Annotated in this window: 18 protein-coding genes; 8 read left to right on the top strand and 10 right to left on the bottom strand. The window is 52.1% G+C overall.

The features are described 5' to 3' along the window. Positions 1-96: 96 nt before the first annotated feature. The 10 genes from DQG13_RS28725 to rpmH form a co-directional block, all read right to left on the bottom strand. Positions 97-957 (bottom strand): ParB/RepB/Spo0J family partition protein, encoded by an 861-nt coding sequence (locus DQG13_RS28725; RefSeq protein WP_113023633.1) that lies wholly within the window; start codon positions 955-957, stop codon positions 97-99. Continuing rightward, positions 950-1,711 (bottom strand): ParA family protein, encoded by a 762-nt coding sequence (locus DQG13_RS28720; protein WP_113023632.1) that lies wholly within the window; start codon positions 1,709-1,711, stop codon positions 950-952. The genes DQG13_RS28725 and DQG13_RS28720 overlap by 8 nt, the downstream gene beginning before the upstream one ends. A gap of 511 nt (positions 1,712-2,222) precedes the next feature. Next, positions 2,223-3,038: a nucleoid occlusion protein gene (gene noc / locus DQG13_RS28715; protein ID WP_113023631.1), complete on the bottom strand. Its 816-nt coding sequence runs from the start codon at positions 3,036-3,038 to the stop codon at positions 2,223-2,225. A 227-nt stretch (positions 3,039-3,265) separates the two neighbouring features. After that, positions 3,266-3,988, bottom strand: coding sequence for a 16S rRNA (guanine(527)-N(7))-methyltransferase RsmG (gene rsmG / locus DQG13_RS28710; protein WP_113023647.1), 723 nt, complete (start codon positions 3,986-3,988; stop codon positions 3,266-3,268). Beyond that, positions 3,988-5,883, bottom strand: coding sequence for a tRNA uridine-5-carboxymethylaminomethyl(34) synthesis enzyme MnmG (mnmG, locus tag DQG13_RS28705; RefSeq protein WP_113023630.1), 1,896 nt, complete (start codon positions 5,881-5,883; stop codon positions 3,988-3,990). Before mnmG ends, rsmG begins: the two co-directional genes overlap by 1 nt. A gap of 113 nt (positions 5,884-5,996) precedes the next feature. Next, on the bottom strand, positions 5,997-7,373 hold the full coding sequence (mnmE, locus tag DQG13_RS28700) for a tRNA uridine-5-carboxymethylaminomethyl(34) synthesis GTPase MnmE (protein ID WP_113023646.1): 1,377 nt from the start codon (positions 7,371-7,373) through the stop codon (positions 5,997-5,999). Between the two features lie 98 nt (positions 7,374-7,471). Then, positions 7,472-8,092, bottom strand: a complete 621-nt coding sequence (gene jag / locus DQG13_RS28695; RefSeq protein ID WP_113023629.1) for an RNA-binding cell elongation regulator Jag/EloR — start codon at positions 8,090-8,092, stop codon at positions 7,472-7,474. Between the two features lie 13 nt (positions 8,093-8,105). Continuing rightward, complete coding sequence (gene yidC, locus DQG13_RS28690; RefSeq protein WP_113023628.1) at positions 8,106-8,834, bottom strand: membrane protein insertase YidC; 729 nt, start codon at positions 8,832-8,834, stop codon at positions 8,106-8,108. A gap of 90 nt (positions 8,835-8,924) precedes the next feature. Then, positions 8,925-9,293: a ribonuclease P protein component gene (gene rnpA, locus DQG13_RS28685; protein WP_113023627.1), complete on the bottom strand. Its 369-nt coding sequence runs from the start codon at positions 9,291-9,293 to the stop codon at positions 8,925-8,927. A gap of 169 nt (positions 9,294-9,462) precedes the next feature. Continuing rightward, a complete protein-coding gene (rpmH, locus tag DQG13_RS28680) occupies positions 9,463-9,597 on the bottom strand; it encodes a 50S ribosomal protein L34 (RefSeq protein WP_113023626.1) in 135 nt (44 codons plus the stop codon). A gap of 494 nt (positions 9,598-10,091) precedes the next feature. Between rpmH and dnaA the strand changes: the two genes are divergently transcribed. The 8 genes from dnaA (at position 10,092) to DQG13_RS28640 (ending at position 20,353) form a co-directional block, all read left to right on the top strand. After that, complete coding sequence (gene dnaA / locus DQG13_RS28675) at positions 10,092-11,450, top strand: chromosomal replication initiator protein DnaA (protein WP_113023625.1); 1,359 nt, start codon at positions 10,092-10,094, stop codon at positions 11,448-11,450. 230 nt (positions 11,451-11,680) lie between these two features. Beyond that, the gene (dnaN, locus tag DQG13_RS28670; protein WP_113023624.1) at positions 11,681-12,823 is read left to right on the top strand and encodes a DNA polymerase III subunit beta; all 1,143 of its coding nucleotides are present in this window, start codon (positions 11,681-11,683) and stop codon (positions 12,821-12,823) included. Positions 12,824-12,851: 28 nt separating this feature from the next. Next, positions 12,852-13,073 (top strand): S4 domain-containing protein YaaA, encoded by a 222-nt coding sequence (yaaA, locus tag DQG13_RS28665; protein WP_113023623.1) that lies wholly within the window; start codon positions 12,852-12,854, stop codon positions 13,071-13,073. Further along, positions 13,073-14,197, top strand: coding sequence for a DNA replication/repair protein RecF (recF, locus tag DQG13_RS28660; protein ID WP_113023622.1), 1,125 nt, complete (start codon positions 13,073-13,075; stop codon positions 14,195-14,197). The genes yaaA and recF overlap by 1 nt, the downstream gene beginning before the upstream one ends. A 43-nt stretch (positions 14,198-14,240) precedes the next feature. Beyond that, positions 14,241-14,492 (top strand): extracellular matrix regulator RemB, encoded by a 252-nt coding sequence (remB, locus tag DQG13_RS28655; protein ID WP_113023621.1) that lies wholly within the window; start codon positions 14,241-14,243, stop codon positions 14,490-14,492. Between the two features lie 34 nt (positions 14,493-14,526). Beyond that, the gene (gyrB, locus tag DQG13_RS28650; RefSeq protein ID WP_113023620.1) at positions 14,527-16,443 is read left to right on the top strand and encodes a DNA topoisomerase (ATP-hydrolyzing) subunit B; all 1,917 of its coding nucleotides are present in this window, start codon (positions 14,527-14,529) and stop codon (positions 16,441-16,443) included. A 190-nt stretch (positions 16,444-16,633) separates the two neighbouring features. Beyond that, a complete protein-coding gene (gyrA, locus tag DQG13_RS28645; protein ID WP_113023619.1) occupies positions 16,634-19,135 on the top strand; it encodes a DNA gyrase subunit A in 2,502 nt (833 codons plus the stop codon). A gap of 147 nt (positions 19,136-19,282) precedes the next feature. Then, positions 19,283-20,353, top strand: coding sequence for an HD-GYP domain-containing protein (locus DQG13_RS28640; protein ID WP_113023618.1), 1,071 nt, complete (start codon positions 19,283-19,285; stop codon positions 20,351-20,353). The last annotated feature ends 802 nt before the right edge of the window (positions 20,354-21,155 follow it).

Here is a 21,155-nt window from a genome sequence, read left to right as displayed (position 1 = left end):
TCGACAAAGCTCTCTCTATAAATAACAAAAGCATACCCAGCCTTTACTCGGGGTTCAAGGCAGTTTCAGGTATGCTTCAGGTGCTCGATCAAGCTATTAACTTATTCTTCCTTGAAGCAGTTCCAGTATTCGTTCCAAATCATCCTTGGAATAATAGGAGAATTCGATCTTCCCTTTATTCTGCATCTGAGGCTTTATTTTTACCGCAGTTCGGAATATGCTCCGCAGATTTTCCTCCACCTCATCCATGAAAGGATCTTTCTTCCTCGTTTTTGGTGGTTTAGCCGCTTCCTTGGTTTTTGTTTCCTCCAGATGCTGAATGGCTTCCTCCAGCTCCCGCACACTCCACTGCTGCCGAATGCAAGTATCAGCCAGTTCCTTTTGCTTAGCTTCTTCCTTCACCCCGGCGATTGCCCTTGCATGGCCCATCGAAATTGTTCCACGTGAAACATATTGCTTAATCTCTTCCGGAAGCTGCAGAAGCCGCAGGAAATTGGCAATGTGGGAACGGCTTTTTCCTACCTTAACAGAAAGCTCTTCCTGTGTCAGCTTAAACTGATCAATAAGGGCCTGATAAGCCAAGGCCTGCTCCATTGCATTAAGGTCTTCCCGCTGAACATTCTCAATCAAAGCAATTTCCATAACCTGCTGATCAGTAAATTTCCGCACCACAGCAGGAATTGTCGTTAATCCGCACACCTGGGATGCTCTGAATCGCCGCTCACCGGCAATAATTTCATATCCCTTCAGGACAGTACGGACAATAATCGGTTGAATAACTCCATGCTCCTTAATAGAAGCAGCCAATTCTTGAATACTTTCCTCATTGAAGGTTTTCCGCGGCTGATACGGGTTCGCCCGGAGCTGCTGCACCGGAATTTCAATCACTTTATCGTCTTCGCTGACATTCAACGAAGGGATAAGGGCGTCCAGTCCTCTTCCTAACCGTTTATTCATTCATAATCACTTCCTTTGCAAGCTCCATATATACCTCTGCTCCTTTGGAACGGGGATCATATGTAATAATGGATTGCCCATGGCTAGGGGCTTCACTTAAGCGGACATTCCGCGGAATAATCGTTTGATAGACCTTTTGCTGAAAATACTTCTTAACCTCTTCTATCACCTGAATCCCCAAATTGGTTCTGGCGTCAAACATCGTAAGCAAAACCCCTTCGATCTGCAGGGTTGTGTTTAAATGTTTTTGGACCAGGCGGACAGTATTAAGCAATTGGCTCAATCCTTCCAACGCGTAATACTCACATTGAATCGGAATAATCACCGAATCCGCGGCGGTCAGGGAGTTAATGGTCAGAATGCCAAGGGAAGGCGGACAATCAATCAGAATATAGTCAAACATATGCTTTACCAGCTGCAGAGACTTTTTCAGTCTCACTTCCCTGGAAATAGTAGGCACCAACTCAATTTCGGCTCCAGCCAACTGAATGGTGGCGGGAATGATCTTCAGGTTGTCAATATTAGTAGGGACAATAGCATCCTTGGGGTGAACATCATTGATAATTACATCATAAATACAATTGCTGACGTCCGCCTTATTCACTCCGATTCCGCTGGTGGTATTCCCTTGCGGGTCAATATCCACCAGGAGCACCCTCTTCCCCAAGCTTGCCAGGGAAGCGCCTAGATTCACGGATGTGGTGGTTTTTCCCACTCCGCCCTTCTGGTTGGTTACTGCTATTATTTTAGACAAACCATTCACCTCAAACTATTATTAGTACCCCACTCGAATAACTTGGTCCCTACCGTAAGTCGGATAAGTTATGATGTGCTTTACACTATCCCTGCTCCGGTCGGATATGTGCTCGATTATTACTTTCTCTGCTATTGATTCCCGGTAATAATGAATATATCAGCAACCATAGAGATGCAATTGTTTTCGAAGAGTCAAAGTTAAGTATAGCATATTCATTACAGCTTCTTAATAGAAATGTTCCTTCAACCTGTTCAAATCTATGAATATTTCTGGAAAATCACTGCCACAAAGAATGATGACAACAAAAAAAAGGCCGCTATAATTCCCGACCTCTGTTTTTTACCACATCAGAATGTTTAATTTATTACAGCGCTAAAGGCGCGTAAAAACATTCGGATTGGCGATAAAAACTTCCGCTAAACGCGGTCGCTCATCCTCGAAATACTCCGATAGGAGTTTTTCTCATATAGACATGCCGGCATATGCTGTTAACAGGAATATTCCGCTATTATTGCTTGGGGATTCGGATAATAATTTCATAATGATCCTCATAATCCTTCTCATCGGTCTTAATTTGCATTCCTGTGTCGGCTACCATGCTGACAGATTGACGGATGGTATTCAGCGCCAGCCGGACGCTTTTTCCATAAAAAACTCGTTTGGATTTTTTGATTTTCTGTGTTTCCATGTAAAACTGGACCCTTGCTTCCGTTTGCTTCACATTCAGCTCTTTGGCCAGAATATCCTGCAGCACCTTCACCTGAAGCTCCTCCGTATCCAGAGCAAGAAGCGCTCTTGCATGGCGCTCCGTTATTTTGCGGTCCAGCAGAGCCTGCTTTACAGGTTCACAAAGCTGAAGCAGTCTGATTTTATTGGCGATGGTGGACTGGCTTTTGCCCAGACGCTGGGCAAGGCTCTCTTGTGTCAGTTGATGAAGCTCAATAAGCTGCTGGTAAGCCATTGCCTCCTCTATGGAGGTTAGTCCTTCCCGCTGCAAATTTTCAATAAGGGCAATGGAAGCGGCTTGGGAATCGTTAAATTCCCGGATAATGGCCGGGATACTCTCCATCCCCAGCTTTTTGACTGCGCGGAAGCGGCGTTCACCGGCAATGATCTCAAAGTTCCCATCCCGGACCCGGACTACAATGGGCTGAATCACCCCATGGGTTTTGATGGTTTGGCAGAGCTCATCGATCCGTTCCTCATCAAAAATTGTTCGTGGCTGAAAAGGGCTTGGCACAATTTGTTCCAGGGGAAGCTGTTTGACTTCATCGCCCGTAGGTTTTTCCACCAATCCGAATAATTTGGATAATTGCTCTTTCATAGGTTTTTCATTCACCCATTTTCGTCGTAGATACTTGGCTACCTATATTCATTCTCCGCATTTCTTCCCAATTCCTGCTTGACAGCAGCAATAATGAAAAATTCTCCATTATCCTACTTCAAGAACAGAATCATGCGCTACTGAGTCATATGGAAAGGAGTCTCGATGTTCCAAAGAGACTCCTTTTTGTTCCACGTGAAACATTATGATCGAAGGCTTTAATCTGCTTATAAAGGGTCCTTTCCGGGGGTGCCGGGTTTGCGTGGATATTTCGCTGGTGTTACATCCATCTTTCTCAACACAACAATGTTTCTCTCCGCTTCCTCCACCGGAAGAGTGAAGGTAAACACCTTTTCAAGCTTTCCTTTTAAAAGCTCAATGGAACGTTTGGCTTCCTGAAGCTCATCGGAGGTTTGTGCGCTTTTCATCGCGGCAAAAATTCCGTCTGGGCGGACTAATGGCAGGCATAGCTCATTCAGAATAGAAAGCCTTGCCACCGCCCTGGCGGTCACCAGATCGAACCGGTCGCGCAGCTCCTTGTTCCGACCCGCTTCCTCCGCCCTGGCATGAATCGCCTTTACATCCTGAAGCTCAAGCCGCTCCACCAAATGATTCAGAAAGTGAATCCGCTTATTGAGAGAATCCACAATCGTCAGCTTCAAGTGGGGAAAAGCGATTTTCAACGGAATGGAAGGAAATCCGGCGCCGGCCCCAATATCCGCCATCGTTGCCACCTGATCCAGGTTCACATGAAAAGCTAAGGTTAACGAATCATAGAAATGCTTCAGATAAACCTGCTCCCGCTCCGTAATGGCCGTCAAGTTCATCCGTTCGTTCCATTCCACCAATTCCTTATAATAGAGCTCAAATTGCTCCAATTGGCGGTTGCTCAGAGTAATCCCCTGCGCAGAGACCCGCGCAACAAATTGTTCCAATACTGTATCCTGCATCATGAGAGCTTCGCCGCCCGCACTTGATTATAATGCTCCAGATAAACCAGCAGAATGGAAATGTCAGCGGGATTTACACCTGCAATCCGTGAGGCTTGTCCAATGGAGATAGGACGGATTTGCTCCAGCTTCTGTCTGGCCTCATTAGCCAAACCGTGGATCAGTGTATAATCAATATCCTCCGGAATCCGCTTTTGCTCCATCTTCCGCAGACGGTCAACCTGCTGCAGCTGCTTCTCGATATAACCGGCGTATTTTACCTCGATCTCCACCTGCTCCTTCACATCATCCCGAAGCATTACCGGGGGCGGAGCAATACGCTGGATATGGTCCATGGTAATTTCCGGACGGCGCAGCAGCGACAGCAAATCCACGGCGTTGTTCAGCAGAACTGTCCCCGCCTCCTCCAGCACCTGCTGCACCGCTTCCTCCGGGCGGACCTTGGTGGTTCTGAGCCGTTCCAGCTCCCCGGCGATTTGCTGCCGCTTCTCTTCAAATCGGGCAAACCGCTCCGGTGAAATCAATCCGATATCGCAGCCGATAGGAGTGAGACGCAGGTCGGCATTGTCATTGCGCAGCAGCAAACGGTATTCCGCCCGTGAAGTCAGAAGCCGGTAAGGGTCATTGGTGCCTTTGGTGACCAAATCGTCAATAAGCACACCAATATAAGCTTCGGAGCGGCCCAATACCACCGCTTCCTTCCCCTGCACCTTGCGGGCGGCATTGATTCCGGCCATAATCCCTTGGCCTGCCGCCTCCTCATAACCCGAGGTGCCGTTAATTTGCCCCGCGGTAAACAGCCCTTCCACCCGTTTGGTTTCCAGACTGGGCTTCAGCTGCGTAGGCACAACGGCATCATATTCGATGGCATAGCCGGTCCGCATCATTTGCACCTTTTCCAAACCGGGCACAGACCGCAAAATCTCCAGCTGCACATCCTCCGGCATGCTGGTAGACAACCCCTGCACATAATATTCCGAGGTATTGCGCCCCTCCGGCTCCAGGAAAATCTGATGCTTCGGCTTATCGGCAAAACGGACAATCTTGTCCTCAATGGATGGGCAATAACGGGGGCCTGTGCCCTCAATCGCACCGGAGAACATAGGAGCCCGGTGAAGATTATTCTGAATAATCCGATGGGTATCCTCGGATGTATAGGTCAGCCAACAAGGAAGCTGATTCGGTATTTCCTCAACGGTCTCAAAGGAGAAGAACCGGGGTTTTTCATCCCCAGGCTGAATCTCCGTTTTGGAAAAGTCAATAGTGCCGCCATGCACCCGCGGCGGCGTCCCTGTTTTGAAGCGGACAAGCTGGAAGCCCAGCTCCTTCAGACAAGCGGACAGACGAACGGAGGGCTGCTGGTTGTTCGGCCCGCTTTCGTACATCACCTCACCGATGATGACCTTTCCCCGGAGATAGGTTCCGGTGGTAATGACGACTGTTTTCGACAAATACCGAGCCCCGGTTTTGGTGACAACGCCACGGCATACGCCGTCCTCCACCACAATCTCCTCCACCATGCCTTGGATCAAGGTCAGGTTGGATGTTTTTTCGATGGTTTCCTTCATCGCTCTTTGGTACAGCACCTTATCCGCCTGGGCCCGCAAGGCATGAACCGCCGGTCCCTTCCCTGTATTCAAGGTACGCAGCTGGATGTAGGTCTTATCGATATTCCGCCCCATCTCTCCGCCCAAAGCATCAATCTCACGGACCACATGGCCCTTGGCAGGACCGCCGATGGACGGGTTGCAGGGCATAAACGCCACCATATCGAGATTTATCGTAAGAAGCAATGTCCGGCATCCCATCCGGGCGGCAGCCAATGCCGCTTCACAGCCGGCGTGTCCGGCGCCGACGACAATCACTTCATATTCGCCTGCAGTATATCCTGTCATGTTATACACCTCCAATTGCCCGGCAACGCCATACATTCAATTTATTTCATTGCGGCGCTGCAAAACGGGCATCAATCTATTATACAGGCAACCGTTCCATAAGGAACAGGCCATTATTTACCCAGGCAAAATTGACTAAAAATCTGGTCAATCAGGGTTTCCCCCACCGAATCGCCGATAATCTCGCCAAGCTCCTCCCATGCATTTCGCAGATCAATCTGAATCATATCAATGGGAACACCGGAGGAAGCCGCCTCCAATGCCTCCTCCAGGGAAGCCTGCGCCTTCTGCAAAAGATGAATATGCCGGACATTGCTGACATACGTCATATCCTCCGGCTCCACCTGGCCGGACAGGAACAGCTCCGTCACCGCCTGCTCCAGCTGCTCAAGCCCCTCTTCATCCTGGACGGAAATCCTGATAATCCGCTCCTCGGGATACCGGGCGCGGATCTCCTCCAGCTCCACCCGTTGAGGCAGATCCATTTTATTGACCACCACCAGCGTTTCCTTCCCGTCCAGCTCCACCAGAAGCTTGCGGTCATCCTCCCCCAGGGGTTCGGCGCCGCTTAACACCAGCAGCACCAGATCCGCCTCCGCCAACGCGCCGCGGGATCGGGACACGCCAATTTGCTCCACCACATCCGAGGTTTCCCGGATTCCGGCCGTATCCAACAGCCGCAGGGGAATCCCGTTAACCGTAACGTATTCCTCAATCACATCCCGGGTGGTGCCGGGAATATCGGTGACAATGGCTTTATTCTCCTGGGTCAGGGCATTCAGCAAGCTGGACTTGCCCACATTGGGCCTGCCCACAATAGCCGTGACAATTCCCTCCCGCAGAATCTTGCCCTGCCGGGCGGAGCTGAGCATACCCTTCACCTGCTTCAAAGCCTCTGCAGTTTCCCCGCGGATATGAGCGACCGTCAATTCCTCCACATCATGCTCGGGGTAATCAATGTTCACCTCAATGTGAGCCATCAACGCCAGCAACTGGCTGCGCAAGCCGCCGATTTTCCGGGACAGGCTTCCGTCCACCTGACGCAGCGCCGACTTAAACGCCCGGTCCGATTTGGACCGGATCAGGTCCATCACCGCTTCCGCCTGGCTTAAGTCGATACGCCCGTTCAAGAACGCCCGCTTGGTAAACTCCCCCGGCTCCGCAGGTCTTGCCCCCGATGCCAGAACCAGCTCCAGCACCTTCCGCACCGAAACCAATCCCCCGTGGCAGCTGAGCTCCACCACATCCTCCGCCGTATAGGAACGTGGACCGCGCATGACTGTTGCCAGAGCTTCCTCCACCCGCTCCCCATCGGCGGGGTCGATAATATGTCCATACTGTACCGTATGCGTTGGCACATCCGCCAGTTTTGTTTTGGACCGGAAAACGGTGTCGGCCACTGCAACCGCCCCGCTGCCGCTGATGCGGATCACGGCAATACCGCCTTCCCCCATGGGGGTGGAGATGGCTGCAATGGTGTCTTTGATCATCATGCTCATATCCCCTTCCTCCCGGAATTCCGACTGTTTATAAGCTTACAAAAAACGCAATGACCTCATCACCCGCCTGAAGTCATTGCGTGATTCCGTTACCGTAGCGAAATTACAACGCGCCTGTTGGGCTCGTCACCCTTGCTGTACGTCCGGACAGTTGGGTGATCCTGCAGCTGGGAGTGGATGATCTTCCGGTCCGCCGGCGACATGGGCTCCAGCACTACATCCTTCCTGGTGCGGACAACCCGGCTAGCCAGTCTTGAGGACAATTCCTCCAGCGTCTTGCGCCGCCGTTCCCGGAACTCCTCGGCATCCAGGATAATCCGGATATGCTTGTCCGAGAAGCGGTTGGCCACAATATTCACCAGATACTGCAGGGCATCCAGCGTCTGCCCTCTTCTTCCAATCAGAATGCCAAGCTCGGGCCCTTTAATATTCAGGAGAATGCCGTCCTTGTCATCCTTACGCTCTATGGTTGCCTTCACATGCATGGTTGCGAAAATATCCTGGAGAAACTGGGTTGCCTCTTCCACTGCATCGGGAATGAACTCCAGCCGCACCTTCGCTTCCTTCACGCCAAACAGACCGAACAGCCCCTTGGCGGGCTGCTCCAGCACCTCAACCTTAACCCGGCTTTCGGGAACATTCCATTCGGTCAATCCTTGCCTGACCGCTTCTTCAACCGTTTTCCCCGTGACGATGAGCGTCTTCGTCATGAATCTGCCACCTCTACTTTTTGGATGGACGATAAATGAAATAGTTCTGCACAATCGTGAAGATATTACTGTATACCCAGTAAAGCGGAAGTGCGGAAGCAAAAGACATGGACATGACAAAAATCATGACCGGGAAAATATAGAGCAGCATATTCATGGATGGATTGGCCTGATTGGGCTGCAACGACATCATAACCTTTTGCTGCACGAATGTCGTGATGGAAGCGATAATCGGAAGGATATAATACGGGTCCTTCTGAGACAGCTGCAGCCATAAGAAGGTATGCTCATGGATGTAAGGGTTGTACATAATCGCATTGTACAGCGCGATCAGAATCGGCATCTGAATCAGGATCGGAAAGCATCCGGCCAAGGGATTGACGCCATTCTTCTGGAACAGGAGCATAGTCTCTTCCTGCTGCTTCTTGGGATCGTCCTTGTATTTCTTCTTCAGCTTCTCCAGCTCCGGCTGCAGCGCTTGCATCCCCTTCGAGCTCTTGTACTGGCGAAGCGTCAGCGGCAGAATAATCGTCCGGATGATAACGGTCATAACCAGAATGGACAGACCATATTCACCCCACAACAAATGGGCAAACCAATCCAGTGTGTCCGACAGGGGACCCACGAAAAACTTGGTCCAAATTCCGGTGCGCTCCTGGGTCAGATCACCAGGTCTGCCGCACGCGGACAACAAAAAAACAACAAGCCCCAAGGGCCACAGCTTCTGCAAACGACGAATCAACACATTTCCTCCTTATGGGTGCAACCAGGCATCCTGTACGCAGTCAAGTCCACACTAAATATATCATATCTATCCGGTGATTGAAACTGGTCAGCCGCCGGGCTGTCCCTTCTTCACCAGAAGCTCGGCACGCTTCAATACATGAAGGATGCTTTTCTCCATTTCGGCATACTCCATGTCGGCGGCAGGCTTGCGCGCAATCAGGATAAAATCCTTCTTCGGCACGAGCTTGTCCCTGTTCAAGCGGACAATTTCCTTAATCCGTCTCCGCAAGCGGTTGCGGACAACCGCATTGCCCACCTTCTTGCTGACGGAAATCCCCAGCCGGAAGCCGCTGCCGGACTGAACCGAATGGCGGTTCAGCACATAGACGACAAACTGGTGGTTAGCCGCGGATTTGCCGTACCGGTACACCTTATTGAAATCCTCACGCCGGGTCAAACGGTTTTCTTTCTGCACCGCAGCATCCGCCTATTCCTATTTATTCATCAGTTTTGCCCAAATTGCCGCAGCCGAAACATCCGAGCATAAGGATAAACGCCTGTCGGCGTCTTTCACGCAAGACGGCGGGCGTTAGGCAAAACCGGATATCAAGAACAAAAAAGACCACGCAATGTGGTCTTTATGCTTAGGCCGTCAATACCTTGCGGCCTCTTGCGCGGCGCGCGGCCAGTACCTTACGGCCATTCTTCGTGCTCATACGCTTGCGGAAGCCATGCACCTTCTTGCGCTTGCTTACATTCGGATTGAATGAGGGTTTCATCTGTTGCACCTCCCTAAAGAACTTCAAACGAGGAGTTCCCAAAATACCTTTCAATATTAAATCATTTTCCGGCTCTTATGTCAACCTCATTCTCCCCGTCCACATCAACATTTATCCCCCTGTGTACAAAAAAAAGTGGAAAACCCGGTACGCTGTCGATTCGTAAACAATTTATTAACAATATGTAGTATGGTGGATAAATGTTTTGCACAAGGGCTAGAAATTGTGGATAAATCGGAGATTATCATTGAAAACGCTACTTTCTTTTGATATATTTATATTGTTTCGGCTGTGGATAGTTGAATTATTCCGTTATTTTATACACAGCCTGTGGATAAAGATGTGCACAACATTCCTTTAACGGGATAAGCCGTGAAGGAATTTTCTTAACTATGTGGATATTTCGACAGCCTTAGCGCCAGTTTTGTCTGTTTCCCCTACAGCTGCCTGAAGATTGTAGAATTTTGTTTTTTCCCGTAAGGAGTGAAGTGTTAGTGGATAGCCCTGCCAATGAATTATGGCAACAGATCCTCTCCGTCATCCAGACCAAGGTCAGCAAACCGAGCTTCGATACCTGGCTGAAATCCACCAAAGCGACCGTGTTCAACGAGAACGCGCTTTTGATATGCGCGCCGAACACCTTCGCCAAGGAATGGCTGGAGGCCAAATACGCCAAGCTGATCCAGTCCACGGTTGCGGAGACGCTGGACCGGCATGTGGACATCCAATTCACCATCGACGACGTGCCGCCCCCCGCGGCAGTCCAGACAGCGCCGGCGGTGCAACCGCCCAGACCCGCCGCTGCGATGCTGCATGAGGATTCCTTTTCGCTGAACCCCAAGTATACCTTTGACACCTTCGTTATCGGCAGCGGCAACCGGTTTGCCCATGCCGCTTCTTTGGCTGTGGCGGAAGCGCCGGCTAAAGCGTACAACCCCCTGTTTTTGTATGGAGGTGTAGGACTGGGGAAAACCCACTTGATGCATGCCATCGGCCACTATGTTCTGGAGCATAATCCTAGCGCCAAGGTGCTGTACATTTCCTCCGAGAAATTCACCAATGAATTCATCAATGCCGTCCGGGACAATGTGGGCGAAAGCTTCCGCAACAAGTACCGGAAGATTGATGTGCTCTTGATTGACGATATCCAGTTCCTCGCCGGCAAGGAAGGCACCCAGGAGGAATTCTTCCATACGTTTAATGCCTTGCATGAGGAGAGCAAGCAGATTATTATCTCCTCCGACCGTCCGCCCAAGGAAATTCCCACGCTGGAGGACCGGCTGCGCTCCCGCTTTGAGTGGGGCCTTATCACCGATATTCAGCCGCCTGATCTGGAGACGCGGATTGCCATTCTGCGGAAGAAGGCCAAGGCGGAAAATCTGGATATCCCCAACGAAGCCATGGTCTATATCGCCAACCAGATCGATACCAACATCCGGGAGCTGGAGGGCGCGCTGATCCGGGTTGTGGCCTACTCGTCGCTCATAAACGAGGATGTGACCGTCCATTTGGCCGCTGAGGCCTTAAAGGACATCATCCCCAACAGCAAGCCCAAGGTCATCACCATTCACGATATTCAGCAGCGGGTTGGCGAGTTTTACGGAATGAAGGTGGAGGATTTTAAGGCCCGCAAACGAACCAAGGCCGTCGCGTTCCCGCGGCAGGTGGCCATGTACCTCTCCCGGGAGCTGACGGAGCACTCCCTGCCCAAGATCGGCGAGGCCTTCGGAGGGCGGGATCATACTACCGTCATCCACGCCCACGAGAAAATCTCCTCGTCGCTTGCCAACGACCAGGAGCTTGCCAAGATTATTCGCAATTTAACTGAAAAGATCCGAAATCCCGGTTCATAACCTTAGCGCCTATGCACAAACTATTCACATGTGGATAGGCTTTTCTTTTCAGTGTTTTATGCACATATCCACATATTCACCGCACCTACTACTTGTCCTACTTTATTTAAAGATATACTTATACATGTAGAATGCCGATAAAAGTGATGTTTCCCTCAATCCAGCGTATAGGCGTATATAGGAAAAGTTTATGCGGTGGCCTTTATTTTAGAACCACAGGAGTGACCATGATGAAATTGACGGTTAATAAAGATTTTTTGAACGAAGCCATTCAACATGTAACCAAGGCCATATCCAGCCGGACCACATTGCCGATCTTAAGCGGCATTAAGCTTGATGCCTCCTTTTCGGGTTTGACCCTGACTGCCAGCGATACGGATATTTCCATCCAGTCCTTTATTCCCATGGAGCATGACGGCAAGGAGATCATCCGTTTGGGCCAAAAAGGCAGCGTTGTCCTTCCGGCCAAATTCTTCATGGAAATCATCCGCAAGCTGCCCTCCGACCAGATTGAAATTGAGGTCTCTCAGCAGTTCCAAACCGTCATCCGTGCCGGTTCTTCGGAAATCCAGATGGTAGGCCTGGACCCGGAGGAATATCCGCTTTTGCCGGAGATTGAAGAGGACAAAACCGTTACGGTAGCCAGCGATCTGCTGAAAACCATGATTCGCCAAACGGCCTTTGCCGTTTCCGCCACGGAAGCTACTCCCGTTCTTACCGGGGTGCAGTGGATATTGAACAACAGTACGCTGAAGCTCATCGGCTGCGACCGCCACCGGCTGGCCCAGCGCCATACGCATATGGAAGCCGACGAAAACGCCCAATTCAGCAATGTGGTCATTTCCGGCCGGACCTTAAACGAACTGAGCAAAATTCTTCCCGACGGCAACATTCTGGTGGATATGGTTGTTTCGGATAACCAGGTGCTGTTCCGGATGGAACGGATTCTGTTCTATTCCCGGATTCTGGAGGGTACATACCCGGATACCAGCAAGCTGATTCCGAAATCCTTCCAAACTCAATTGGTGGCGCGCACCCGCGAGCTGATGGACGCCATTGACCGGGCATATCTGTTGTCCCGGGAGGAGCGGAGCAATATTGTTCGTATGACGATGATCGACCATGAGACCATCGAGGTCAGCTCCAGCTCCACGGAGTTGGGCAAGGTAACGGAAACGCTGGTTGTTTCCGGCCTGGACGGAGAATTGCTTAAAATTTCATTTAATTCCAAATATATGTTGGATGCTTTAAAAGTAATAGACAGTGAAAAGGTGCGGATCGGCTTTACCGGCTCCATGAGCCCAATCATTATCCAGCCTGAGGACGGAACTCCCATTCTCCAGCTGATTCTGCCCTACCGGACCACCAATTGACCTTGAACAGCCGAAGGAGCAAACGGATATGACCACCATTTCCTTTCACGGGGAGTTTATTACCCTGGCCCAATTTTTGAAGATCACCGACTTGATCGGCTCCGGCGGACAAGCCAAGGCATACCTTGCGGAGACTGCCGTCAAGGTGAACGGCGAGCCGGATAACCGCCGGGGCCGGAAGCTCTATCCGGGGGACCGGGTTGAGGTGGCCGGGGCCGGCATGTTTCTCCTGGCGGCGGAGCAGGACTGATGTTTCTGCGAAAGCTGGCCCTCCAGCATTACCGCAATTACGAAAGCATTGAGCTGGGGACCGAAAAGGCCGTGAATGTGTTTATCGGTCCCAACGCCCAGGGCAAAACCAATCTGCTGGAGTCCATTTTTGTGCTGGCGCTGACCAAATCCCACCGTACCCATCAGGACAAGGAGCTCATTGCCTGGGACAGGCAGGAAGCGGTAATCTACGGCGAAATTGACAAAAAGTACGGTCCCTGCAAGCTGCAGCTGCAGATTTCCGCCCAAGGCAAAAAGGCCCGCGTGAACGGGATGGAGCAGAAAAAGCTAAGCGGCTTTGTGGGGGCGCTGAACGTGGTAATGTTTGCCCCGGAGGATCTGGAGATTGTGAAGGGCGCCCCGGGCATCCGCCGGCGGTTCCTCGATATGGAAATCGGCCAGGTTCATCCCGGGTATCTCTATGACATCACCCAGTACCAGAAGATTCTCCAGCAGCGCAACCACTATTTGAAGCAGCATGGAGGACCGGGCGGCGGCGCCAAGGCGGAGCTGCTGGAAGTATGGAATGAGCAATTGGCAAGCTTTGGTACTAAGATTATGAAAAAACGTCAAAGCTTTATAGAGAAGCTTGAACGCTGGGCCAAGACCATCCATTCCGGCATCACTGCGGACAAGGAAGTCCTGAAGATCGAGTACAAACCCAGCTTCGGCGAGACTGCAAGCGAAGATGAAACTACCCTATTTAGGCAATTTATGATAAAGTTATCTGAGATAAAGGATCAGGAGCTGCGCAGAGGAACGACTCTGGCGGGTCCCCATCGGGACGATCTGCTTTTTTTTATCAACGGCAAGGAAGTGCAAACCTTCGGCTCTCAGGGGCAGCAGCGGACCACCGCATTGTCGGTGAAGCTGGCGGAGCTGGAGCTCATAAACGAGGAAGTCGGCGAATATCCCCTTCTGCTCTTGGATGATGTGCTCTCGGAGCTGGACCAGAACCGGCAGACGCAGCTCATCGAGACCATCCAGAATAAGGTGCAGACCTTTATTACAACTACCGGCATGGAGAGTGTGGACCTCTCCAAAATCCCCGATCTGGCCGTGTTTCAGGTTCGGGAGGGTTCCATTGCCGCAGAGCAGCCTTAGCGGGGTGTGCCGCTAAAAAACGGTAAAACGGGAGGAAAACCCATTGTTTATCCATTTGGGCGGCGAGAAGATTATCCGCACGTCGGAGCTGGTCGGCATATTCGATTTGTCCATCGAGAAAACGTCCAAGGTGACCAAGCAATTTACCTCCCGCGCCGAAGAGGCATCGAGGGTGGAGGTTATCGGCGAAGAGGAATGCAAGTCTCTGGTGGTGACCCTGGACAAGGTGTATTACTCCCCCATTTCCTCGGCCACCCTCAAAAAGCGCGCGCATCACTTATACGTGAACGGATAAAATTATTGAATCATGAAAAGTAGGTGAAAGGTCCATGTCCGTCAACCCCAATACGTACGACGAAAACCAGATTCAGGTGCTGGAAGGACTTGAAGCGGTGCGCAAGCGGCCGGGTATGTATATCGGCTCCACCAGCTCCCGCGGCCTTCACCATCTGGTATGGGAAGTTGTCGACAACAGTATTGACGAAGCTCTGGCCGGTTATTGCGACAAGATCGATGTGATTATCCATCAGGACAACAGCATTACGGTCATCGACAACGGCCGCGGCATACCCGTCGGTGAAGAGAAGAAAACCAAACGCCCCGCTCTTGAGGTGGTGCTTACGGTGCTGCATGCCGGCGGCAAGTTCGGCGGCGAAGGCTATAAGGTATCCGGCGGTCTTCACGGCGTCGGCGTGTCTGTCGTAAACGCCCTGTCCGAGCATTTGATGGCCACTGTCAAGCTCAAGGGCAAGGTGTACCGCCAGGAATATAAACGCGGCACACCCCAATATGACCTGAAGGTGATCGGCGAGCTGGACAACGAGGAAGAATCGGGCACCACCATTACCTTTAAGCCCGATGCGGAAATTTTTACCGAAACCACCGAATACGAATACGATCTTCTGCAATCCCGGATTCGGGAGCTGGCGTTCCTGAACAAAGGCATCCAGATCACCCTGACCGACGAGCGTACGGACACCCATAACAGCTTCCATTACGAGGGCGGCATCGCCCAATTCGTCGAGTTCCTGAACCGCAACAAGGAAGCGCTGCATGAGGTTATTTATGTGGAGGGCACCAAGGACAACATCCAGGCGGAAATCGCTCTCCAGTACAATGACGGCTATTCTGAGAATATTTACTCCTTTGCCAATAATATTCATACCCATGAGGGCGGAACCCATGAATCGGGCTTCAAGTCGGCCTTGACCCGGGTGCTGAACGATTATGCCCGCAAGTCGGGAGCGATCAAGGATAATGATCAGAATCTCAGCGGGGATGATGTGCGCGAAGGTCTGACGGCGATTATTTCCGTGAAGATTCCCGAGCCCCAGTTTGAAGGCCAAACCAAAACCAAGCTGGGCAACAGCGAGGTCAGAGGCATTGTGGAATCGACATTTGCCGAGAAGCTTCAGGAATTTATGGATGAGCATCCGGCCGTAGCCAGACGGATTGTGGATAAGGGCATTCAGGCCGCCCGGGCACGGGAAGCCGCCCGCAAGGCGCGTGAGCTTACCCGCCGCAAGGGCGCGCTGGAGGTCAGCTCCCTGCCCGGCAAGCTGGCGGATTGCTCCTCCCGGGACGCCTCCATCAGCGAGCTGTACATCGTGGAAGGCGACTCCGCCGGCGGCTCCGCCAAGCAGGGCCGGGATCGGCACTTTCAAGCGATCCTTCCGCTGCGGGGCAAAATCCTGAACGTGGAGAAGGCACGGCTGGACAGAATTCTGTCCAATGCGGAAATCCGGGCCATCATCACCGCTCTTGGCACCGGCATCAGCGATGAATTCGATATTTCCAAGGCCCGTTACCACAAGCTGATTATTATGACGGATGCCGACGTGGACGGCGCCCATATCCGGACTCTGCTCCTGACCTTCTTCTTCCGCTACATGCGGCAGCTGATCGAAAGCGGCTATGTCTATATCGCCCAGCCGCCGCTGTTCAAGATGGAGCGCAACAAGGTGGTGCGCTACGCCTACAACGAAGCCCAGCGGGACAAGATTATGCAGGAATTCGGCGAAGGCGCCAAAGTGAATATCCAGCGCTACAAGGGCTTGGGCGAGATGAATCCGGCCCAGCTGTGGGAAACCACCATGGACCCGGAAGCCCGGACCTTGCTGCAGGTCAGCATCCAGGATGCCATCGAAGCGGACTCGATTTTTGACACCCTGATGGGAGACAATGTGGAGCCGCGTAGGGACTTCATCCAAGAACATGCCAAATATGTGAAGAACCTGGATATTTAACCCGTCTGCGAAGGAAGGGATTATCCGTCAGGACCGGACAAACAGAAGCGTTTGCAGCCGGTCCTATTCGCAATATAATAGAATTTGCAACATCGTCTGGTTATAGGAAAATGTTATTTTCCCCGCCCAACCGGCGAACCAATGGTGATCTGCCGCATGTGCGGCTGCCATAATGCGTAGGGGGTTCATAATGGCTGAAGAAATCAGATCGGAAATCAAGGAACGGGATATTGGCTCGGAGATGAAGGAATCGTTCATGGATTATGCCATGAGCATTATCGTCAGCCGGGCGCTGCCGGATGTCCGGGACGGGCTTAAGCCGGTTCACCGGAGAATTCTGTATGCCATGTCCGAGCTGGGCATGGCGCCGGACAAGCCCCATAAGAAGTCGGCGCGGATTGTCGGCGAAGTCATCGGTAAATACCATCCCCATGGCGACTCGGCTGTTTACGAAACCATGGTGCGGATGGCTCAGGATTTTTCCATGCGGTATATGCTGGTGGACGGCCACGGCAACTTCGGCTCCATCGACGGGGATATGGCGGCTGCCATGCGGTATACGGAAGCGCGGCTGTCCAAAATCGCCATGGAGCTTTTACGGGATATCAATAAAGAGACCATTGACTTCCAACCCAACTATGACGGCGAGGAGCAGGAGCCGGTTGTGCTGCCCTCCCGCTTCCCCAACCTGCTGGTAAACGGCGTTTCCGGTATTGCCGTAGGGATGGCCACCAATATTCCGCCCCATAACCTGGGCGAGGTGATTGACGGGCTGCAGCATATGATCCAGTTCCCGGATGCCACCGCTATGGATTTGATGACCTTTATCAAGGGTCCGGACTTCCCCACCGGCGGTTATATTATCGGCCGCGAGGGCATCCGCTCCGCTTACAATACCGGCCGCGGCACTGTTACCATGCGGGCCAAGGTCAATATTGAGGATCACAACGGCAAAGCCCGGATCATCGTGTATGAGCTGCCCTATCAGGTGAACAAGGCGCGGCTGATCCAGAATATCGCCGAGCTGGTCCGGGAGAAGCGGATCGACGGCATTACCGACCTGCGGGATGAATCCGACCGCAACGGCATGCGGATGGTCATTGAACTGCGGCGGGACGTAAATCCCAATGTGGTGCTTAATAACCTGTACAAGCATACCGCCATGCAGTCCAATTTCGGCATCAATATGCTGGCTCTGGTGAACAACCAGCCGCAGATTTTGGGACTAAAGGAAACCCTGCACCATTATCTGGAGCATCAAAAATCGGTCATCCGCCGCAGAACGGAATACGAGCTGCGCAAGGCGGAAGCACGTGCCCATATCCTGGAGGGCTTGCGCATCGCCCTGGATCATCTGGACCGGGTCATTGCCCTGATCCGCGGCTCCCGGACAACGGAGGAAGCCCGCAGCGGCTTGATGGAGCAATTTGGGCTTAGCGTTGAGCAGGCCCAGGCGATTCTGGACATGCGTCTGCAGCGCCTGACCGGTCTGGAACGGGAGAAGATCGAAGAGGAATACCAGGAGCTGATGAAGAAAATCGCCGAATACAAGGCTATTCTTGCCGATGAGCAGCTGATTCTGGCCATCATCAGCGAGGAGCTGCAGGAAATCCGCGACAAGTATGCGGATGAGCGGCGTTCGGAGATCACCATCGGCGAGGAGAGCATCCTGGACGAGGACCTGATTCCTCAGGAGGATGTTATTATCACCATCTCCCATACGGGCTATATCAAACGCCTGCCGGTGCATACCTACAAGGCCCAGAAACGCGGCGGCAAGGGCGTTATCGGCATGGACACCAAGGAATCTGACTTTGTGGAACATTTGTTCGTCAGCAACACACATCATTATTTGATGTTCTTTACGGACAAGGGCAAGGCTTACCGCCTGAAGGCATACGAGATTCCCGATCTGAGCCGGACGGCCCGGGGAACGCCGATTATCAACCTGATCCAGATCGAGCAGGGTGAAAAGATCAGCGCCGTCATCCCCGTTGAGGATTTCAATGCGCCGCTGAATCTTTTCTTCGCTACCGAACAGGGCATCGTCAAGAAAACGCCGCTGGAGGATTACTCCAATATCCGCAAGGTGGGGCTCATCGCCATTGGTCTGCGTGAGGACGACAAGTTGATCGGCGTCCGGCTGACCGACGGCAACAAGGAGATTGTTATGGGCACCCGGGACGGCATGTCCATCCGCTTCCCGGAAGGAGATGTGCGGCCGATGGGGCGCTCTGCCACAGGCGTGAAGGGCATCCAGCTGGCCGATGGGGACGTGGTGATCGATATGGATATTATCGATCCTGCCAGCAGTGTGCTGATCGTAACCTCCAAGGGCTACGGCAAACGGACTCCGGTGGAGGACTACCGGGTGCAGACCCGCGGCGGCAAGGGCATCAAAACGCTGAACATCACCGCCAAGAACGGCCCTGTAGTCGGCTTGAAGGTGGTGGAATCGGATGAGGATCTGATGATCATCACCGCCCAAGGCACCATCATCCGGATGAGCATTGCCGGCATTTCCGAAATGGGCCGCAACACCCAGGGTGTGCGTCTGATCAACATCAAGGAAGACGATGAGGTTTCCACCGTCACCCGGGTGCAGAAGAATGAGAATGATTCGGAAGCGGACGCGGACTCGGATGCGGAATCCGATGTAGAGGCGGACGGGCAGGAAGAAGCCGGAGAATAAGAGTCTTTGTCGGTGAGCGGGGGGCAGCCCCCCGCTTTTTTTGTTGGTGGGGCAGAAACGATATGATTTCGTAATAGACGGCATTTCAATTTTACCATACAATGGGTATATTATTATTTGCATTGTTGCTCTGAACGGAGGAATACCATGGCGATTGTATCCTTGTCGCAGTTGAAAATTGGCGATAAACTAACCGAACCGGTGCTTACCAAACGAGGCAGCCTGCTTTTTGACAAAGGAACGGTTATCCTCCAGCGCGAGCTTGATATTCTGCAGGCCTTTCTGATTCCGGCCGTCACCATCGATGGCAAACGGGAGCCGGTGGAAGCGGAAGCAGGGAAAACGGAAGAAGCGGAGCTGAGGGGCTCCCAGCCCTCCCCTTTGACTGTGGAGTATGACAAAATGCTGGCTTTGTTCCGCAAGGTGATGTTCACACTCCGGTCCGGCGGTCCGCTGCCCCTGCTGGAGATCCGGAAACGCCTGGAGGCGCTGTTGCAGCATTCGGAGCATTACAGCGTTTTGAAATTTGCCCCCCACCCGTTTAATATGCGGGACTATCTGCTGCATAACAGCATTATGACGGCACTCACCGCCTATCAGATGGCCAAATGGATGGAGCTTCCGTCCAAGGACTGGATTCCTGTTGCGTTAGGCGGGCTGCTGCATGATATAGGCAATGCGAAGGTGGATGAAAACATTCTGGAGAAGAAGGGAGCTCTCACCCACACGGAAAGGGAGGAGGTGCGGTCCCATACTGTAGCCGGCTATCAGATGCTGAAGAATGTGCCTGGCCTGAATGAAGGGGTTAAGCTCGCCACTATCCAGCACCATGAACGGGAGGACGGCTCCGGCTATCCGCTTGCGCTGAAACGGGATAAAATTCATCCGTATGCCAAGATTATTGCCATTGCCGACACCTACCATGCCATGACCTGTCCGCGCTTTTATAAGCAGACCTTGTCCCCGTATGCCGCTCTGGATGCTTTGCAGGCCGAATCATTCGGCAAGCTGGACCCTGTGCTGGTTAAACTTTTTGTGCAAAAGACAGCTTCCTTCACCAACGGCACTATTGTCCGGCTCAGCAACGGCCAGGTGGGATCAATTGTGTTTATCGATCCCAATGTCCCTACACGGCCCTGGGTGAACACCAACGGCACAATTCTTAACCTTACCTCGGAGCGGGAGCTTTATATTCAGGAGATCCTGCAAATCGTCTAACTGCTGAGGTTACGCTCGAAATCGATATAAGTCCCCAATGCGGTTATCCGGTTGGGGGCTTTTTTAACACCTGTTTGTTCAAAAAGACTCAGGCAGGAGTTTTCGCCGTTTTGTGAGCTGCCGCGCTCCCTCTTTTGATGGAATTGGAGCAGATAATTGGTCTCGCCTGTGTCCCTTGAGCATTAGCGGAACTAAGAAGCCCTTATAGGCGCAAAATTGGCTGGTCCCCGGGTTAACGGAACTAAGAGACCATTACAAGAATGGAAGAACAGCTAAAGGGGCGTTTCATGCCATTTTCCCCTTCGTAAGAGCTTTTCAGTTCCGGCAGCATGGTCGAACAGCCGAATTTGCCGTCATAAGAGTTAAAAAGTTCCGTTAGCGCGGGAATGGCGGGAAGAGCGGAACAGACGGGAGATTGGGCGGCAGATCGGCTTTTTGACCACATCATTGCGAACAAAATGATCTTTCGTGGGTTTTCGACAATTTTTTCGGAAAAAGGGTTGACTTTCGATTTTACGGCGTGGTATATTAATACTCGCCTCTTCGAGAGAGCAAGCTTGAAACGAAAGAAAAAAAGAAATTAAAAAATAAAGCTTGCAATCGAGTTGGGAACATGGTATATTAAGAAGGTCGCCTCTTGAAGAAGAGAGCGACAAGGAAACAAACGAGCTCCTTGAAAACTGAACAACGAGCAGCAAAACAAACAAGCCAAACGTTTGAAACATTGAGCTATCGGCTCTAACATAATGGCCCTTCGGGACCACTTTTATGGAGAGTTTGATCCTGGCTCAGGACGAACGCT

It is taken from the genome of Paenibacillus sp. YN15 (assembly GCF_003285005.1).
Lineage (GTDB): Bacteria > Bacillota > Bacilli > Paenibacillales > NBRC-103111 > Paenibacillus_AR.
Note: the sequence above shows the minus strand (reverse complement) of the source record. Positions and strands in the feature narration are given on the sequence as shown.